Here is a 17,783-nt window from a genome sequence, read left to right on the forward strand (position 1 = left end):
GGAAAAAACAGTAAAGTGTCGCAGCAAGGATGAGTCCTTGAGTGACTATTGCTAAAATCAAGGCGGAGGTGTTCATATCAGTGTTTTTTTGCGGTTTAACGTTGAATACCAAACTATGGCAGTAATTATCAGAAAGAGAAAGACCAATTGAACTCGCGCTAAAGTTGAATAAAACATCTTTTTCTCAAAGAATTCCGCTTGTTCTGGATTTAGAAGAATTTGGGCTTGGATATCATCATGGGTAATTTTGGAAACCAGTGAACTGGAATCCAAGGAAAAAAACTGTCCGTCCAATAAAGCGGTAATTGCGCCTGACCAGTTATTTCCTTCGGGAGTAAACAAAGCACCCACGAAAACCATCAAAAGCATCACTGGGGTTACATATTTGATAATCCATTTATAGACCTTTGGGATTTGGATATCGGCACCTCTATTGAGCTCTGTCCAGCCTTTGTCAATTCCAAAAACCCAGGCAAACAAAATGATTTCCAGCAGCGCAAAGACTACTAAACTGACTGTACCTGCCCAATAGTCATACTCATCGAAATAGCCATACTGGTAAAATAAAACAGTCGGTAAACCCATCGCCAGTGCGATTAGTCCAAATGACACAGCACCTTTGACTTTGCCCCAGCCAAATTCATCCTTCATAAATCCCATCCATGGCGTACCCATTGCCAGTGAGGAGGTAATTCCTGCAAAGAACAATAAGCCAAACCAACATACCCCAGCAAAGGCACCAAAGACTGCTCCCCACTGCTGAAAGAGGTAAGGCATTGTCTGAAATGCCATCCCGAAGCCTGCATTTTCCAATACCCAATCTAAACCCAAAAATCCGGCAGCGATAGGTATCACAATCGCGCTACCTAGAAGTACTTCTACAAATTCATTGGTAAACCCTGCCGAAAGTGAATTGAGTGCGATGTCTTCATTTTCTTTGACATAGGATGCATAGCATTGGATAGAACCCATGCCGACGGATAAGGTAAAAAATATCTGTCCGGCTGCAGCCAGCCAAACTTTGGGATCTGCCAAAGAGGTGTATTGAGGAGTCCAAAGGAAATTTATTCCGTCCCAAGCATTTGCATCTGGAAATTCCTCAGTTGCAAAATCTGCGCCCATGGTCCAGCCTTGGTAAGCCAAAATAATCCCGAAGATGATAAGCAGTGGCATTCCGATTTTTGCTACTTTTTCTATTCCCCCGAGTCCTGTGGAAAGGATGTAAACGTTCACTCCCAAAACCAAAATGTAGACGATCAAAGGAAGGAGAGGAATTCCCAAATTTGAACCGGTAAGATTTACATACTGATCAAAGAATAGACTGACTTCTTCTTTTCCCATTCCTGTAAATGTCCCAAATACGGTGTGAAGTACATAGATGAAAGTCCAGGATTCGATGTAGGTGTAGTAGGCCACCACAGCGATATTGGTAAATATTCCAAAAACTCCGATGTATTTCCATATGGGTTTTTTACTCATCGAATCCAGAATATATGGCGTACTGTGATTGCCCAATTTACCCCCGTAGCGACCGATCGACCATTCTGTGAAAAGCAGTGGAATTCCCATCAGCAGAAAACAAATCAGGTACGGAATGATGAAAGCACCACCACCATTCTGAACGGCCTGAACAGGAAAACGGAGAAAATTCCCAAGCCCTACGGCATTGCCTGCCATCGCCAGGATCAGCCCAATGCGCGAGCCCCAAGTTTCATTTGTTACGCTCATAATAGAAGATTTTCAAAAGAAAAGGGCCCCTGAATCAGAGCGCCCTTTTATTCTTATTTACTTAGCTGTTGATTAATAATTTGCGCCCAATTGGAGGCCAAAACAGTCTCACCGAGTAAATCGGAGAAATCTTCAGCAGAGTAAATGGGAAGATTGAGAGCAGGTTTTCCCGGGTTTTTGAATTGGATTTTAAGGAAAAGGTTTTCGAGAACTTTTCTTGAAGTTGAGGATTGTTCAAGTTCCCGAAAAACTTCGTGGACAACTACCTTGCTCACTTCAGGCAGTGAAATGGCTATTTTCTCTTCGCTTTTCCCGAAATCACAATAAACTAGCGTTTGCTTCTGCGGATCAATACCAATGATGTAGCGATTTCGCCAATCTTCTTTCTTTTCCGGTTTTAGATTCAATCCTGAAATGAACTGATTGAATTTATCCTGAAACTCCTTTCGTTCCTTTTTGATTTTCAGAGAATAATAAATGAAAATGGCGGATACAGCCGCAATAAATACACTTGCTATAACAAGTGTGGGAATATCAATATCGAACATGATTTTTTGGTAGATAAAATTTAAAATGTGTTTTAAGGCTTAAGTGCCCGGATCAAAAAACACAGTCTACCAGGTATAGAAGAAATAGAAAAAAGTGATTAATACGTCAAATAGTGGCCTTGACTTTTTAATAAAAGAAGGCGTATGAGTTTTAACTTTTAAGGAAAGCAGCTGGATGTACCTAACTGAACTGATCAGATCAAAAAATTTCCATTCCGCCTTGAATCCCGGTACTTCAGGAATCTCACCTGAAGTGCGGATGATGAGTTCCGGGGATGACCACTCACTTAATAAAGCGGTAGAAGATCCGTGATCCGCGTCTGATTTAATGTCGGGGGGAAAAGAAAAAACAGCAATTAACCCAAGTAGCCAGGAAAGGCTCAAGAGTAAGGCGATTTTCTGTTTTTTCATTTTATAGATTTCCAATTAACCTTCAAATTTAACAGATAAATAAGTGTTATTTCAAAGTGTAGTTCATCTATTTTTTCAGATTAAAAATTGATCCCTTTTCGATTCCCTGATTGAAGGTTAATTTTTTCCAAGGCGAGCTTGGGAAAAGGAGAGAAGTCAAAACAAGTTCGCCGTTGTTTACAAAAACTTCAACAGAACTTGCATCCAGAAATATCCTCAGTTCCTTAGCTTTCCAGCTCATCGGGGCAGAATGCATGGCGGCGAAATCAGGATGGAAAGTACTTCTTCCTGCCTTAGACCTGTCAATAGAAACTAATCCCAATTCTTTATTGATGCCGAGACTTTCTCCAAGTTCATTGGTAAGAGTTAATGAAAAACTGTCACTCCCATCAAGCGCTGCCACGATTTCCACTGCCTGTGATGGCAGTCCACTACTCAAATCCACATCGAATTTTTCTCCCCGAAGCTTTTCCAGCTCTTTAACAGGCGCTGATTTCAAAAGTAAGACCCCGTTTATATCGATTAGGCTGAGTTCCCGCGCTGTAGTCATGGCTGATCTCCAAGATTGGGTAGGGACGACTTGTGCATAAAGCCAATTACTCATCCAGCCTATGAATAGGGTTCTTGTATCCTCCTTGGGAAGATTTGCCCAAGTCACTCCGGCATAGTTGTCAGGACCATAGTCCAGCCAGCGGATCATGGTATCGTCTGGAGTAAATATTCCATTTTCAAAGTTTCCGATGAAATACTGTGTTGCGGAGCCCTTTTGAGGCCCTCCGGGATTTATGCTGACGAGCAGGACCCATTTTCGAGCTCCGTTTGGTGCAGTAATGGGTATTAAATCAGGACATTCCCAAACTCCTCCATGGGCACCGATCCCTTGACCAAATTCGCTATTCAATTTCCAATCTTTTAGATTGGTTGAGGAGAAAAACTGAATCCGATCCTGTGCAGCCAAGGTCATCAACCATTGCTTAGTTCCGTCTGCTTGTGCTATTTCAGACACTTTGGGATCTCTAAAATCCCGAATCCCCTGATTTGGTAAGACCGGATTACCCTCATATTTGACCCAATTTCTGCCTTTATCCGTCGAAAATGCTATGCCCTGGCTTTGGTAATCGCTGGCTCCGGATCTTTCGCCCTCCATATTATGATAGGTGTAAATGGCAACTATCGGCGGATTATCCGTTGTACCTAGTCCGGAAGTGTTTCCCTGATCATATACCGCACTTCCTGAAAAAATATATCCCAAACTATCAGGGTAGATCGCAATCGGCAATTCCTCCCAATTGACCAGGTCTGTAGATATCGCATGCCCCCAATGCATTGGCCCCCATACAGTGCTATCTGGGTAATATTGGTAAAACAGATGATATTCACCATCCAAAAAAAACATGCCGTTGGGATCATTCATCCATCCTTTGGCAGGAGTAAAGTGGTATTCAGGTCGAAATTCTTCTAACTGAGAAGGAGTGAAATTCACCTCTGAATTGGATTGGCAGGAGAAAATAAGGATTACCAGTAGTGACAATGTGAGGTTTGAAATCGTCCGGATCGGCATATTTATTAATTTTAGTAAATAGGATGGGCTATTGGATCACAATTTAGTGCCAAATTCAACTTATATGCCTTAGTTTTGTCCGAACTTTTTTTTAATAAAATGAAAGGAATTATTCTAGCCGGAGGATCCGGCACCCGACTTTATCCATTGACCATTGCTGTAAGTAAACAGCTGATGCCGGTCTACGATAAGCCCATGATTTATTACCCGCTTTCTGTATTGATGATGGCCGGGATTCGTGAGATATTGATCATCACGACTCCGGAAGATTCCGACTCATTCCAGAGGTTGTTGGGGGATGGTTCGCAGGTAGGTTGTCGTTTTGAGTATGCGATTCAACCGAGTCCGGATGGGCTAGCACAGGCTTTTATTATCGGTGAAAAATTTATTGGAAGTGATAAAGTTGCTCTGGTATTGGGGGATAATATTTTCTACGGTTCAGGTCTTCACAATACGCTTCAGGAAAACACCGATCCAGATGGAGGGGTTGTGTTTGCCTACCATGTAAATGATCCGGAGCGCTATGGCGTGGTCGAATTTGATGAAAATCAAAAGGCGATTTCAATTGAAGAAAAACCTGATGATCCAAAGTCAAATTTCGCTGTACCTGGACTTTATTTTTATGATAATCAAGTTGTTGAGATTGCAAAAAATATCAAACCTAGCCCACGCGGTGAACTTGAGATCACCGATATTAATAATGTGTACCTGAAGATGGGTAAACTCCAAGTTGCCATTCTTAACAGGGGAACGGCTTGGTTGGATACAGGAACGCACCAATCGCTTCTTCAGGCTGCGCAGTTTGTGGAAGTGATTGAAGAGCGACAAGGCTTGAAAATCGGCTGCATCGAAGAGATTGCTTACCGTAATGGATTTATTGGCAAAGAGGAATTGCTCAAAGCAGCCGATAAATTAGGCAAAAGTGGGTATGGAGGTTATTTGAGGCGCTTAGTAAAATAGCTTTGTTTACAATCATAAAAAAGCCCGAGAATTTTCCCGGGCTTTTTTATGATTGTAAGAGAAAAAAAAAACATCAGTAAAAAAGTATTCTATGGTTTTACTTTTCAATCCTCGTAAAGTTTATGCTTCTTCAAAAAGTCGGTGATATGTTTACCAGAAAGAGGTTTGGTGATATAATCTAATACTTCTGGATAGGAAAATGCTTTGATACGATCATTTGAATCTATCGAGCTGGTAATAATTGATATTAAAAATAATTTTTTGATTTTAGGGTCTAGCTTAGTGAATTCATCTAAAAACTCCCAAGCATCCATAACTGGCATATTAATATCCAAAAGCAGTAAAATCTGCTCACCTGTGTCCTCGAATTCGTTATTTGAGACTTTTTTGCAAATCTCATCCATGGCCTTTTGGCCATTTTCAAAAATTGAAATGGTCCTATCAAAATCAATATTCCTTAGAATTTTACTGGCCACCATTCTTACAATAGCGTCATCATCAACCAAGTAAACTTCCTTTATTTTAAATGAACTCATTTCCTTCTCTAAATTTCAAAAATTATATGTCAAAATTAATAAATAATAGGACAAAGATGATTTCATTTCACTTTAATTTGATTTTGCATTGATAGTATTAAAAACATTTTTATAGAAAAACATAGTTATAAAAGACTGACTTTAGATATTTTGACTTTAATTTAAAAACACTTTTCATTAAAAATCACATAATCTTTTTCCTCTTGAACCAAAGGAAAATCACCAAAGAAATCCCAATCATTACAATCCAAGTCAAATAATAGCCATTTGCCCAATGAAGTTCCGGCATATTGTCAAAGTTCATCCCATAAACCCCTACTATAAAAGTCAGGGGTAGGAAAAAAGCCGAAAAGACAGTCAAAAGCTTCATTACCTCATTACTTTTTTGGGTAGTGAGGTTGAGGTGTGTATTTAAAATTGAAGTGCCATCTTCAATTACCTCATCAAAATGAAGAATAAGATTAATACAGGTTTCTTTTAGATCCTGTAAAGCAGAATAATGGGCTTCTTTGACTTGAATTTGATTTAATACAACCTGAGTCAGTTGCAGGATTTTTTTACTGATTCGCGCTTTTGATTTTTGATAATAAAGTGCCTGAACAGAAATTTTCCCATGCTTACCCAAGAATATTTCTTTTTCATAGTCATCCATTTTATCACTTAACCAATCCAAAGGAGCTTGAAATGTGAGCAACATTTGTTGAAAAATAGCAAGCATCAATTGTTCCGGGTCCTGAAAATCATCGTCATAGAGATTTTCAAGAAATCCAAACGGCTTCTGGTGAATGGTGATCAATCGTCTTTCATTCATCACAAACGCAATCTTATTGGTTAGCTTGGTGACTGTGGCGTAATTATGACTGGGTTCTACAGAATATGCTCTAATGATGACAAAGGTAGTCCCATCCTGTTTTTCAATTTTAGGCAAATGGCCTGTCTGAAGTGAATCTTCGAGCAGCTTTAGTTCAAGATGAAAAGGTTCGGTAATTTCAATCAGTTCGTTTTTCTTAGGTTTTTGAAGGTCTAACCATTCAAAGCTGCCGTAATTTTTGATGAATTGGCTCATAAGGATTAGATTCCTAGGATTAAGTTTTGAGTTATGCCTATTTAAATTAAGTAAAAAAATCAACCTGATTTTAGAATTGTAAATGTTACCTCATGATCTGTTCTAAACTTAGGCGAAGTATTTCTGCCATATTTTTACACTCCAGAAAATCCGGATTTTTGTAATGCTTTGAAAGTTCTTCGCGCAACTGCTCCACATTATAGAAAGGGGCGATATGATCATGTTCCATGGCCCGAAGCACGTCTTCGATTTCTTTGTGAGAGGACTTGAATCTTGTCGCAATTAGTGCGCGCTCCTCGCGTTGATACTGCCGCATTGATTCGGGAGTGATGTATTTCATCCCAAGTTCGATGAGGATGTTATTTTCTTTAAAATATTGAGGCAGGTAAATGGATTTTTTGCCTTCATAGGACTGTTGGTCAAAATCAATCGCCCTAATCCGATAATGGGTTTCCTCAAAGTCTGGGGTGACATCCACTACAAAATTGGAGCTGTGCATATCTCCCAAAAGCCGCACAAAGCAGCGTTCATTGAATTTAACAAACTCCTTGGCTAACCGAATGGGATTGAGGTTAGGATCATCGTTAAGTTGGCGCATGAATTTATCCCCGGGAATCCCCGCAATATGCTCCTCGATCAGTGTGTCTCGATGTACTAGGTAGCTGATGCGATTGGGGGAGAGTAAATCCTCCAATTCAAGTCCATAAACACGGGAGGCATCGGCATTTTTGATGTAGAAGTAGTCAAAATTATCATTAATCCGGTTCACAATCCGTACCCGGAAAGGTTGGGTGTTGCCATAGATACATAGGTCGATTCGATCTACATAAAGGTGATTCATTACGCTCATGTCGCCTCCGGCTTTCAGCAAAGCATAGATTTTTTTGACATTCAAGTGAATCTCTTCCCGGTCACTCTGATCATAAAAAACTGTTTCCCAAAGCGTATCTTGATCTTTGGAATCATACAGCGCGATGGAATTGGTGTACCGCAACAGCTCATGGTAATGGATAGGAATGTCCACCTCGCGGGCATACTTGACCAAGTAGCGCCTTAGTCCGGAGCTGATTTGATAAATCTGCTTTTTTCTGCTGATCAAAGCCATCGCTTAGAGCTCTACTTTCTGACTTTTTTTCAGGTTACGATCAAAAATGAAAGGGCCGAAGGGGAGGACTGAGGCAATAAGTGCAAAGAAGGTTCTGCCAAATTCCCATTTTAAGCTGGTAGCGGTAGGAAATACAACATAGATGTAAATCACAAACAAAAGTCCATGAATCCATCCTACATATGTGACTGCCATAGGCTCATCGAACATATACTTTAAGGGCATAGCGATGAATAGTAGTATTAAAAAAGAAATTCCTTCGATTAGGCTGATCCATTTAAATCGTTTGGCCCATTTGGTTTGTTCGGTGTTCATTATCTTCCTGGAGTGAGATTGAAAAGGGCTTGAAGTGCCATCCAAAGCTTCTTTTTAAGTGCTTTGTCTTCAGAAATACTGCTTAGCGAGTCCGCAAAAAGATATTCTGTTTCATTCTCAGAATAAACTTCATAGGGGTGTGCTGGAACGGCATTGATAGGGTGTTTGATTCGGCCAAATTTTAAAACAATATGCGCATTCAATGACAGAAAATCTTCCATGCTGCGATCTTCCAACACTTCCGAAGATACCATACCAACTTCCGTCATAGAATGGCCGACTGCATTGATCATATTGACGAGCATTTCCAATACTTCAGTAGAAAGCTCGCTTTCCTCGTGCAATATCAATACCCCTTTTGAAAAATTTCCTTTTACCGGAATGGGTTCAATAATCGCATCAGACGATTCTACTTCTTTAGCAGCTACTGTTCTTCCTTCTAATTGTGCCAAAATTGCTTCTTGATCCTCCGGAATCAAATAGAGATCTTCTGTAATCAGGGACTGGAGTTCTGCGATAGTGTCATTTTCCATGGGAGGAATTTGGGTAAAAAATGCCGATTGGCAAAGTATAGGATGGATTAATAAAAAGAGTTTCCGAGAAGGTCAACCTGAACAAGTCAGAATTTATGAATAATTCCAAATACCTCTTTTTTCCTCACATTTTTTATTTCACATCCAAATTGAATATGGATCTCAATTCAACGGCATCCTCAGGCTTCATCCGCTTAGCCAAAACCAGACGAAGTTGCCTTCTTCTCAGCGCCCCGTCAAAAAGGTCTTTTTCCTCATCCGATTCTGGCAGAACTTCGGGGACCTCAATAGGTCTCCCATTTTGATCTACTGCCACAAATGTGAAAAATGCACGGTGGGTCATGATTTTTTTTCTGGCAGGGATATCCTCTGCTGTCACCTCAATAAAAACCTCCATGGATGAATTGAAAGCCCGAGTCACTTGAGACCTTAGGGTTACTACATTCCCAAGATTGATGGGTTGCTTAAATGAAATGCTATCTGCTGAAGCAGTTACTACGATACGGTTGGAATGTTTTTGAGCGGCGATTGCTGCCACTACATCCATCCAGTGCATCAGTCTACCGCCCATGAGGTTGTTCAGTGTATTGGTATCGTTAGGAAGGACCATTTCGGTCATGATGACCATAGATTCCTTTGCAGTCTTTTGCTTTGTCATAAAATAGAATTTAAGCAAAAATAGAAATAAAATTTTGTCTCCCTAAATCAAAAATCGTATTTCAGAATTTTATACTGTATCGTTGGTGTGGGAATTGGAAATCGTTGATAAATTTTCAGTGAAATCCCTACCCACTATTTCCATCCTTCTTTTCCCAAGAGTGGAACAAATGCAAATCCGTCGAATTCCTCGCGTATGACTTCTTTCGCGGATTTTTTGGTGATTTTCACCATGGCCTGTCTTTTTCGATCGCCTACCGGAATGACTAAAATCCCACCCACTTTCAATTGTTGGATCAATGCTTCGGGGATAACGGGCGCACCGGCAGTGACTATGATTTTATCATATGGTGCATGCTGTGGCAGTCCGGCAGTACCGTCTCCATAGAATAAATGAAGATCGATGCCCAGACGTTTGAGAAATCGCTGAGTTCCCTCAAAAAGCTTCTTCTGATATTCTATGGTGTAAACTTCAGCTCCTAATAGATGCAGAATTGTTCCTTGATACCCTGATCCTGTGCCGATTTCTAAAATTTTATCACCCTGTTTGACATCCAAAAGCTCAGTTTGAAAAGCGACTGTATAGGGCTGGGAAATTGTTTGGCCTTCACCGATTGGAAAGGCCTTGTCTTCATATGCATGAGAAATCAGGGCCGAATCAAAGAAAAAGTGACGAGGCAGATTATTAATAGCGTCCAAAACGCGCTCGCTTTTGATACCCTTAGTACGAAGCTCGGCTACAAGTGCACGACGTTTTCCTTTGTGAAGGTAAGTATCTTCAAGTTTTAGCATGATGGGTGGTTTGGGTTCTCGAAGATAAATGAATATTTGCCTTACTTTGAACCTCGGATGGCATTTATTGCTTATCCTTTTGATCTTTCGAAGTTTAATTTTCAATCATGTTTACAGGCATAATCGAGTCTTTTGGTACAATAGAAAAAATCACCCAAGAAGGGAGCAATTTTCATTTTGACCTCAGTTCGTCTATCAGTCAAGAACTCAAAATCGACCAATCACTAGCCCATGATGGGGTATGTTTGACCGTAGTCAGTGTAAGTCCAGATACCTATCGGGTTACCGCAATTGATGAGACGATCAGTAAAACCAACTTGTCCGGCTGGAGAGTAGGGAAGAAGGTTAACCTAGAGCGGTGCATGCCAGCAAGCGGTCGATTTGATGGGCATATCGTCCAAGGTCACGTAGATCAAACGGGAATCGTCAAAAGCATAGTTGATCAAGACGGATCTTGGGTTTTTGATTTTGAATTTGATCAAACCACCGGAAACGTTACAGTCGAGAAAGGATCAATCACCATTAACGGAACCAGCCTGACTTGCTTTAATTCCGGCCCCGGAAAATTTTCTGTAGCGATCATACCTTACACCTATGAGCATACCAGTTTTCATCAGCTACAAGTTGGGGATTTGGTCAATCTTGAATTTGACATTGTGGGGAAATATATCGCTCGTATGATCAAAGGATACACCTAAGATAGGTGGCTGATTTACAGTGCTTTTTTATCTTGTTGATAATCTATTGATTACTAGGCTAGCACCTTATTGAGGATATTGTTTTTCCAAAAGATACAGATAGGGCTGAAGGGCATGATGCTTGAATATCTTTTCCTTTTCATCAGGATAAAGAAGATAATAGTCCAAGTCTGGATACAGAACGATGAAGTTACCTGCGCGAGTGTAGTGATTACTGTCTAAAAACTTTGGCGATCGATAGGAAGGAAGTGTCTTGGTTACCTCCTTCCCGGCGTAAAAACCCAAGTATTTCTGAAATTTCTTTTCAGCCTTTTTAGTGGGTTTATCCATGCTGTTATAAACCTTTTTGAAGATCAGATTTTTGGGAAACTTCTGCTTCTTGATGAAGTTTCTGGCATCAGTGAATGGATTGGAAGTATTAAAATCATTCACAGTTTGAACTGAAAATGGGCTCTCGGGCACCCAGTCTGCGCCATTGACAATGTTAAAAGCCCAACCACCTCTGGTAATATATTCATAGTGATAGGCAAAGAAAAGGTTGCCCGGTTTGGGACCAGCGCTTGATTATGTTTTGATTCGAATCGGCTCCTCCCAACGTCCAATTTCCCTCAAATGGTAGAGATGTGCGGTCATCAGGTATGCTATAGCTCCTCCCTGACTATGGCCTGAAATCATAAAATCACGATAGCCGGAGTTATAAAGCGAATCCAACTTCGGCACTAGGGTCTCAGCCAAGGCGCCCGTGGATAATGTCCAGCCTACATGTACTGCAGCTTTTGGGTTTTCGCTAAAATTATATTCAAAGGTATTTTTGTCAGTAATTTGCATTTCCCCTTTTGCAGGAATCATTGCAGAGTAGAAATTGGCAAGCCAAGAAGTTGGGTTATTTACAGTGCCTCGGATTGTGAACCAAGCAATTTTTTGATTTTCGTCGACGAATAGATACCACTTGTTTTCCAACCCTACTTTTGGGGATTCATATATTTTTTCAAGATTTGGATTTTGCGGAATCCCTTTCCCAAACGTGGTATCTGGGACACTGGCGGCAGTGATTCCAAGGAAATCCCGGTATTCTGTTGGAAAAAATCCCGGGGAAAGTTGTGCTATGCATGGATTTACCGTGGCAAGAACAATCATTAGAATAATGAACTTTTTAATTTTCATAGCGCTAAAATGAATTGGGTTTTTGAAAATCATACCTCTTAAAAAACTATAAAAAGTTTTATTGGTTTGATCCCAATGTTTTATTCGCAGGATCTTTTACAAGGCGAAAACCCACATTGGAAGTACCGGAATCATAGGCTGTGCCCTGTCTTGCAGAAGGCCGATAGTTTACACAATAGTTGGCAGCACAAAGAAATGAGCCTCCCTTCATTACTCTTTCCATAGCAAAGGGATTGTCCGGATTATAGCAAGGATTCATTCCCGCATCCAATTTGGGTGCTTGTCCGGCAAGCCGTGCATATTTTAGAAAATCATACCAATCGGAGGTTAACTCCCATACATTGCCAATCATATCATAAAGACCAAATGAATTGGGAGAAAATGAACCAACTGGAGCTGAACCCATAAATCCATCTAAGCCATCATTTTTATGCGGGAAAACTCCCTGAAAGGTATTTGCCAAATATTGACCATTTGGTGTAAGTTCATCACCCCAGGCAAATCGCTTTCCATTTACCCCACCTCTTGCAGCAAATTCCCACTCAAATTCAGTGGGTAGTCTTTTTCCAATCCACTTGGCATAGGCCTCTGCATCTTCAAAGGCAATGTGTACCACCGGATGATTTTCTTTCCCTTTGATGGAACTTCCAGGACCTTCGGGATGCTTCCAACTCGCACCGTTTACCCATTGCCACCAAAGGGAAATGTCGTTAGTAGGTACGGCATAGGGGGGCGGAGTGAAAACCATGGATCCAGCTACCAAGATGGATTCGTCGGGCTTTGGAGTACCGGGAGGAAGCTGCTTTTTAAGTTCTTCCCATTCCGGTTTGCGTTCCGCCAATGTGAGGTACCCAGTAGCTTCTACAAATTTTGAATAGTCAGCATTAGTCACTTCGTAAGCATCCATCCAAAATCCCTGCACTTCAACTTGTACCGCCGGTTTTTCTGCTGGATAAGCGTCTGCATCGTTGGTTCCCATGGTAAACTTCCCGCCTGGAATCCAAACCATACCCTGTTCTTTTTGAGTAGGTTGTGGATCTGAAAAAATGACTGGAGCGGGTGCCAGAGCATTTTCTGATGTGTTTTTTTTCGGAGAATCGCAGGAAAAAGCTGGTAATAATAAAACAAGCGCAGAAATTGGCAGCAAATGAAAGGCGGGTGTTTTCATTTTACCAAGGTAATTGAAAAAGTTTTTTGTAACCAAGTCTAAGTGCTTGTATCAATCTTAATATCAATTTTGGAAATTTTGCTCTCCACTTTTTTTCGAAGTTTATTGAAAAACTGTTTTCGCTCTTTTTCACCTGTGCCACTGATCAGGGTGGATCTTTTCATCAGATTTTCCAGATTTCTAAACATTGAGTCATTGAATTTTGGATCCATGGACCCGATAAAATACATGACGCTGTGGTTGAGATAGGTGATTTTTGTGTCTCCCAATTCAGCCATAAAAGTATTGTCACCGAGGACAATTTCATTTAAATACATTTTGTATTCGGCACTGTCAACAGTTGGAGACTGGCCCAAAATCGATTTTTTACCAGTTTCTGCCATTTTTTCCAAGTGATCAATCACTTCCAATACACATTTATAAAGGAAAATTGTGTCTTCAGTATGTTTGATCAATCCCATTTCATGATACACTTCAATCTGCCGTAAGGTGGTATTTAGCCCCTCTTCATTCCAGATTTCTGAAGTTGGTACCCGGTTATAGATTTTGATTGTTTTTTGGGTGATCTCACGATATTTTTCAAAATGGTTGTCCTCAATTGAAAATTTAACACTTTTGAGGTTTTCAAAAAGGAGTATTGACTTCATCCAAAAAAAGAATTTGAACCCTGCCAAAGCTGGATGATAGTAATGATGAAAAGGAGGCATGTCCTTCACCAAAAAATAAACGTGCTTATGGCTAAAGCTGTTGACGAGATTGAGTTGGGCAAGAACATCCTCCATCCACTCCATAAAACTATCTTCCTTATAGGAATTGGTTTTGCCTTGAAACATGATGGAGTCAGAGTTCAAACTAAAAAACTTATCCAAGGAAATATTAAACCGTTGACAAAGAATTCTCAATTCTTCGAAATCGAGTAGCTTTTCCCCACGAATTCTCCGGTAAGCACTATCCATGCTGACATCAAGCGTTTCGGCTACTTCATCCACCAAGGAAGCATAAGATGGAATGGCTGACTTAAGACTTTGGAAAAACTGCGCCTGAATCGTAGAAGAAATCGTCATAATGGGCTTGGTTCAGAATGTTATACGCACAAAAATGTACTTCAATGTATGAAAAGTAAAACTGAGATTCAAAAGGTTTAAAAATAAAGTTCTGTTGTTAACTAGTTCTAGTTAAGTATATTTGGTACCAGACTAAAAAATCAAAATAATATTAATTTTAGAAAATTTTACCTTTAAATAAGGTTGCATGATTTTAATTTTAACATTCCTCTTTTTTTTTATTTAAATACCCTTACAAATTCAGAGTTCTAAATTCCGGATTGTGGATAAACGGAATTCTGCCAGTAAACAAATTTTATTTAGGAGCACTTCAATTTGGTTCAACTTGTTTCAGCATCGCTTACCAATCGCCGCTTGGTGACCGATATTTTTGTTTTTAGGGGAGAGGAGGAAGTCTAGACCATTTTGACCCGCTGGCAAAGAAGCGGGTAATCAGATTTTTTAAAATACCGCTACGATCAAATCGAGAGAAATCCGGTCAACAACAATCTATTTTTAAAATGTGTTTTCAAATAGTTTGCGTCGATACTTTATTGTAAGATCTGCTCTAAGTCACATTTGATTGGAGACTTTGATGAATTGATTGAAATAGTTCTTTTTCATCTGAGCTGTGACTTTCGCGTCATTTGGTGGCAATGTATCAAAAAGCCAATCCCACAAAATCGTACTAAAACTGTACCCACAGCGTGGATATCGTGTATGGTGAAGAATATGTGCTCTTTGGACATTTGGTAAGATGTACTTCCCAATAGGTCGGTGAAGTAGGTAATGCAGCAAATTGTAAAGTAAAAAGCCAATGAAAAATCCCGCCAATAGCGTAAAAGTAGTATTAAGGTAAATAGCTAGCCAAAAGACTCCTATTCCGGATATTCCGAGAAAAAGTCGATGAAACCAACGGACGCGAAGATCTCCTGGATTTTGATGATGGTGATGATGGTGAAATAATTCGTCTTTTTTGCCGGGAAGGATCAATTCGTGCATCAAAAATCTATGGATGCTGTATTCTACAAAAGTCCAGAATAACCAACCTGACGCAAATAGAACTATAAAAACCAAAACTCGATTTTCAAGCGCACTACTTATAATCAGAAGACAAATTTCTAAAAAAAGAAAAGTGAGCAAACATAGGACGAGATTGCTTTTAGGAGAGGATGTGGATCGTTTCATGGTGCAGGGTGTCTTGTTAAGGAAAGTTATCCCCATATCAATACATCTTAAATCCCATGTCAATAAGCCTTGGAGCCTGATTTGTCTTAAATCGATAATTTTAAGCTTTTCAGTAATTTTGATTAGTTAATTATCCCAAATCCAGAAAAATAATGTGCGCCAATTTTGATTTTTTCCCAAAATCAAATTAGCCCTTACACAAAAAAAGAAGCGGTTCTGAATTTCAAAACCGCTTCCATTCCATAAAAAGATAGTTTTTAAGCTCCTGTTTCAGCAGCTGCGTGGAGCTTACCCAATTCCTGATCGATGGTCCAAAGTCCAATTCCTTCTTCACCGATAATTTCGAACAGTTCAAGCGCCCTTCTGGACATGGTTTCTTCTTCTCTTTGTTCTGTGACATACCACTGCATGAAGCTGAATGTGGCAAAATCTTTTGCGGTAAAAGCATGATCAACAATACTGTTAATTGACTTTGTTACCTTGATTTCATGTTCAAGTATCAGTTCAAAAACCTCTCTCAAAGAATTGAAATTGTGACGAACACCTGTGATTTCCGGCTGTATGGCGTGCCCGCCAGCTTCATTGATATATTGAAAGATCTTCATCATGTGCATTCTTTCCTCATCTGCGTGAGTATAAAGATATTTTGCAGCATTGGCATAGCCCATCATGTGGCACCAAGAAGCCATAGAGAGATAATAGGCTGAAGACTTACCTTCCATTTCAACCTGTTTGTTGAGCAAAGCTTCTGTATCGTGGAGTAGAGAACGCTGAAGCGTTACAATTTCTTTCTGTTTCATAACTGTTATTATTAAGTATTGTAAGTTAACAAATACAGGGTTCATTCGTTCCAAAACCATAGTTTGGAAAAGGAATTTAGAATTGTTTTAATTAAATAATCAGCGGGTTAGAGGAGAGGGAAATACGGCAAGACTTTCTTCACCGCTTTCGGTAACCGACTGGACAGCAAAGAAATAATTGTCTTTGGAATAGGGGATAGTTAGGCTTGTTTCTGTAGTAAAGAACTTCTTCTCCCACACCGGCGAGGAAGTCTCACGCATCAAAACATAGTACCCTTTAACTTTTCCTATTGTTGGAGTTTTCCAGAGCAAAATCGAATTGTTGCTTAATCCTCGTACATCAATTCTTACTTCCTCAGGCATCCCAGCGGAATTGGCAAGCGAGGCCGATGCTGCCAGATTAACAGCTGAAACTTTTCTCAGGTATTCAAAATCCATAAACTCAGGTAAATCTCCGTACTGAATGCCATTTTCCACACGTACATTCTCATGCTGTTGGAAGAAATTTTCGTTCATTTCGGACATTCTGATGGCAGTGAATCCATTTCTCAAAAATGGAGTTTGATCCCCACCTCTAAGGAATCTGTCACTTCTATAAATCAACTTCACTTCCAATTGATCAACATAACGCTCTCCGACCTCCTTAATATATCGGGCAAGCTGTCGGGATTTGCTGTCATTGTCTGAATTGGTATAGCGACGGCTAGCGGCTTGTTGCTCATCTTCAGCCAAAGGAATTGTCTCTGAGAAAACACGAACTTTGGTGTTATCGCTAATATTGGTATCCGAGGATTTGCTGTTACCCACGATATCGTTGTTTAAGATTCCTGCAATATTCCAGCCTTCTTCTTTTGCCTTATCGGCCAGATTAGTAGCACCTTTTAAGCCCTGCTCTTCGCCGGTAAAAGCAACAAAGAGGATGGTTGCTGAAAATTCCATTTTGGCCATCACTCTGGCCAATTCTATGACCACAGCCACACCACTTCCATCGTCATTGGCGCCGGGAGCTCCGCCGACAGCATCCATGACATCTTTGTTTCTTGAGTCAAGATGTCCTGAAATGATGAAAATCCGATCATCCGCCGGATTCGTGCCTTTCAATTTTGCGATCACATTTGCCCCAGGGGAGTCCTGTGTGATCCTGCGTCCGTCGGAAGGAATAGTGAAATTCTCAATCTCAGCACTCATTCGGCCATTTGAGGATTTTGCAAATGTGTTGAACTTGGACAGGACATAGCGCTGTGCTGCAGGCATACCATTTTTTTCGTCTCGACTAAGGGTGTGTCGCGTATGAAAATTTGCCAGGTCGTAGGTATACTTTTTTAGGGAATCAGACGAAACCTCAAAAACGAGCTTTTCAATTTTTGGATTTCTGATCACGACTGTCTGAGCTTGTACACCCCAAGCCAAAAGCCCGAAGAAAAGCGACAATAATATTTTACGCATGTTGTGTTTGGTTATAAGCTTAGCCCTAAATTTATCCCAGTAGAATTTATCCCAAACAAAAATT

General features: G+C 40.3%; 20 protein-coding genes. 2 read left to right on the forward strand and 18 right to left on the reverse strand.

The annotated features are described in order from the left end of the window. Window positions 1-72: 72 nt before the first annotated feature. The 4 genes from Q8M62_RS14985 to Q8M62_RS15000 all read right to left on the reverse strand — a co-directional run bounded on the left by Q8M62_RS14985 (window position 73) and on the right by Q8M62_RS15000 (window position 4,248). Window positions 73-1,728, reverse strand: coding sequence for a sodium-dependent transporter (locus Q8M62_RS14985; RefSeq protein WP_304901626.1), 1,656 nt, complete (start codon window positions 1,726-1,728; stop codon window positions 73-75). Between the two features lie 53 nt (window positions 1,729-1,781). After that, window positions 1,782-2,276 (reverse strand): hypothetical protein, encoded by a 495-nt coding sequence (locus Q8M62_RS14990; protein ID WP_304901625.1) that lies wholly within the window; start codon window positions 2,274-2,276, stop codon window positions 1,782-1,784. A gap of 66 nt (window positions 2,277-2,342) precedes the next feature. Continuing rightward, the gene (locus tag Q8M62_RS14995) at window positions 2,343-2,687 is read right to left on the reverse strand and encodes a hypothetical protein (RefSeq protein WP_304901624.1); all 345 of its coding nucleotides are present in this window, start codon (window positions 2,685-2,687) and stop codon (window positions 2,343-2,345) included. Window positions 2,688-2,754: 67 nt separating this feature from the next. Next, window positions 2,755-4,248 carry a glycoside hydrolase family 32 protein gene (locus Q8M62_RS15000; protein WP_304901623.1) on the reverse strand — a complete coding sequence of 498 codons (1,494 nt, stop codon included), beginning with the start codon at window positions 4,246-4,248 and terminating at the stop codon, window positions 2,755-2,757. 99 nt (window positions 4,249-4,347) lie between these two features. Here Q8M62_RS15000 and rfbA point away from each other — a divergent pair, with 99 nt between their 5' ends. Further along, window positions 4,348-5,208, forward strand: coding sequence for a glucose-1-phosphate thymidylyltransferase RfbA (gene rfbA / locus Q8M62_RS15005; protein ID WP_304901622.1), 861 nt, complete (start codon window positions 4,348-4,350; stop codon window positions 5,206-5,208). A gap of 104 nt (window positions 5,209-5,312) precedes the next feature. Here rfbA and Q8M62_RS15010 read toward each other — a convergent pair whose 3' ends face one another. From Q8M62_RS15010 to Q8M62_RS15040, 7 genes are all read right to left on the reverse strand, one after another. Then, window positions 5,313-5,744 carry a two-component system response regulator gene (locus Q8M62_RS15010; protein ID WP_304901621.1) on the reverse strand — a complete coding sequence of 144 codons (432 nt, stop codon included), beginning with the start codon at window positions 5,742-5,744 and terminating at the stop codon, window positions 5,313-5,315. A gap of 184 nt (window positions 5,745-5,928) precedes the next feature. Continuing rightward, complete coding sequence (locus Q8M62_RS15015; RefSeq protein ID WP_304901620.1) at window positions 5,929-6,810, reverse strand: CorA family divalent cation transporter; 882 nt, start codon at window positions 6,808-6,810, stop codon at window positions 5,929-5,931. Window positions 6,811-6,895: 85 nt separating this feature from the next. Next, a complete protein-coding gene (locus Q8M62_RS15020; RefSeq protein WP_304901619.1) occupies window positions 6,896-7,915 on the reverse strand; it encodes a hypothetical protein in 1,020 nt (339 codons plus the stop codon). A 3-nt stretch (window positions 7,916-7,918) separates the two neighbouring features. Next, on the reverse strand, window positions 7,919-8,230 hold the full coding sequence (locus tag Q8M62_RS15025) for a DUF3817 domain-containing protein (RefSeq protein WP_092728217.1): 312 nt from the start codon (window positions 8,228-8,230) through the stop codon (window positions 7,919-7,921). Continuing rightward, window positions 8,230-8,763 (reverse strand): hypothetical protein, encoded by a 534-nt coding sequence (locus Q8M62_RS15030; RefSeq protein ID WP_304901618.1) that lies wholly within the window; start codon window positions 8,761-8,763, stop codon window positions 8,230-8,232. Before Q8M62_RS15030 ends, Q8M62_RS15025 begins: the two co-directional genes overlap by 1 nt. A gap of 133 nt (window positions 8,764-8,896) precedes the next feature. After that, entirely contained in the window at window positions 8,897-9,421 is a 525-nt protein-coding gene (locus Q8M62_RS15035) for an acyl-CoA thioesterase (RefSeq protein WP_092728219.1), read from the reverse strand. A gap of 134 nt (window positions 9,422-9,555) precedes the next feature. After that, entirely contained in the window at window positions 9,556-10,212 is a 657-nt protein-coding gene (locus Q8M62_RS15040; protein ID WP_304901617.1) for a protein-L-isoaspartate(D-aspartate) O-methyltransferase, read from the reverse strand. A gap of 107 nt (window positions 10,213-10,319) precedes the next feature. Between Q8M62_RS15040 and Q8M62_RS15045 the strand changes: the two genes are divergently transcribed. Next, complete coding sequence (locus tag Q8M62_RS15045; RefSeq protein WP_304901616.1) at window positions 10,320-10,910, forward strand: riboflavin synthase; 591 nt, start codon at window positions 10,320-10,322, stop codon at window positions 10,908-10,910. Between the two features lie 66 nt (window positions 10,911-10,976). Here Q8M62_RS15045 and Q8M62_RS15050 read toward each other — a convergent pair whose 3' ends face one another. The 7 genes from Q8M62_RS15050 to Q8M62_RS15080 form a co-directional block, all read right to left on the reverse strand. After that, on the reverse strand, window positions 10,977-11,342 hold the full coding sequence (locus Q8M62_RS15050) for a hypothetical protein (protein ID WP_304901615.1): 366 nt from the start codon (window positions 11,340-11,342) through the stop codon (window positions 10,977-10,979). A gap of 132 nt (window positions 11,343-11,474) precedes the next feature. Next, window positions 11,475-12,074 (reverse strand): hypothetical protein, encoded by a 600-nt coding sequence (locus tag Q8M62_RS15055; protein ID WP_304901614.1) that lies wholly within the window; start codon window positions 12,072-12,074, stop codon window positions 11,475-11,477. Between the two features lie 58 nt (window positions 12,075-12,132). Further along, window positions 12,133-13,242 (reverse strand): formylglycine-generating enzyme family protein, encoded by a 1,110-nt coding sequence (locus tag Q8M62_RS15060; RefSeq protein ID WP_304901613.1) that lies wholly within the window; start codon window positions 13,240-13,242, stop codon window positions 12,133-12,135. A 38-nt stretch (window positions 13,243-13,280) separates the two neighbouring features. Next, window positions 13,281-14,306, reverse strand: coding sequence for a hypothetical protein (locus Q8M62_RS15065; RefSeq protein WP_304901612.1), 1,026 nt, complete (start codon window positions 14,304-14,306; stop codon window positions 13,281-13,283). A 552-nt stretch (window positions 14,307-14,858) separates the two neighbouring features. Continuing rightward, window positions 14,859-15,473, reverse strand: coding sequence for a sterol desaturase family protein (locus Q8M62_RS15070; protein WP_304901611.1), 615 nt, complete (start codon window positions 15,471-15,473; stop codon window positions 14,859-14,861). 257 nt (window positions 15,474-15,730) lie between these two features. Continuing rightward, the gene (locus Q8M62_RS15075; RefSeq protein ID WP_304901610.1) at window positions 15,731-16,273 is read right to left on the reverse strand and encodes a ferritin; all 543 of its coding nucleotides are present in this window, start codon (window positions 16,271-16,273) and stop codon (window positions 15,731-15,733) included. Between the two features lie 99 nt (window positions 16,274-16,372). Then, the gene (locus Q8M62_RS15080; RefSeq protein WP_304901609.1) at window positions 16,373-17,719 is read right to left on the reverse strand and encodes a M28 family metallopeptidase; all 1,347 of its coding nucleotides are present in this window, start codon (window positions 17,717-17,719) and stop codon (window positions 16,373-16,375) included. Window positions 17,720-17,783: the final 64 nt, after the last annotated feature.

This window comes from Algoriphagus sp. (genome assembly GCF_030694375.1).
In the GTDB taxonomy this organism is placed as follows: Bacteria; Bacteroidota; Bacteroidia; order Cytophagales; family Cyclobacteriaceae; genus Algoriphagus.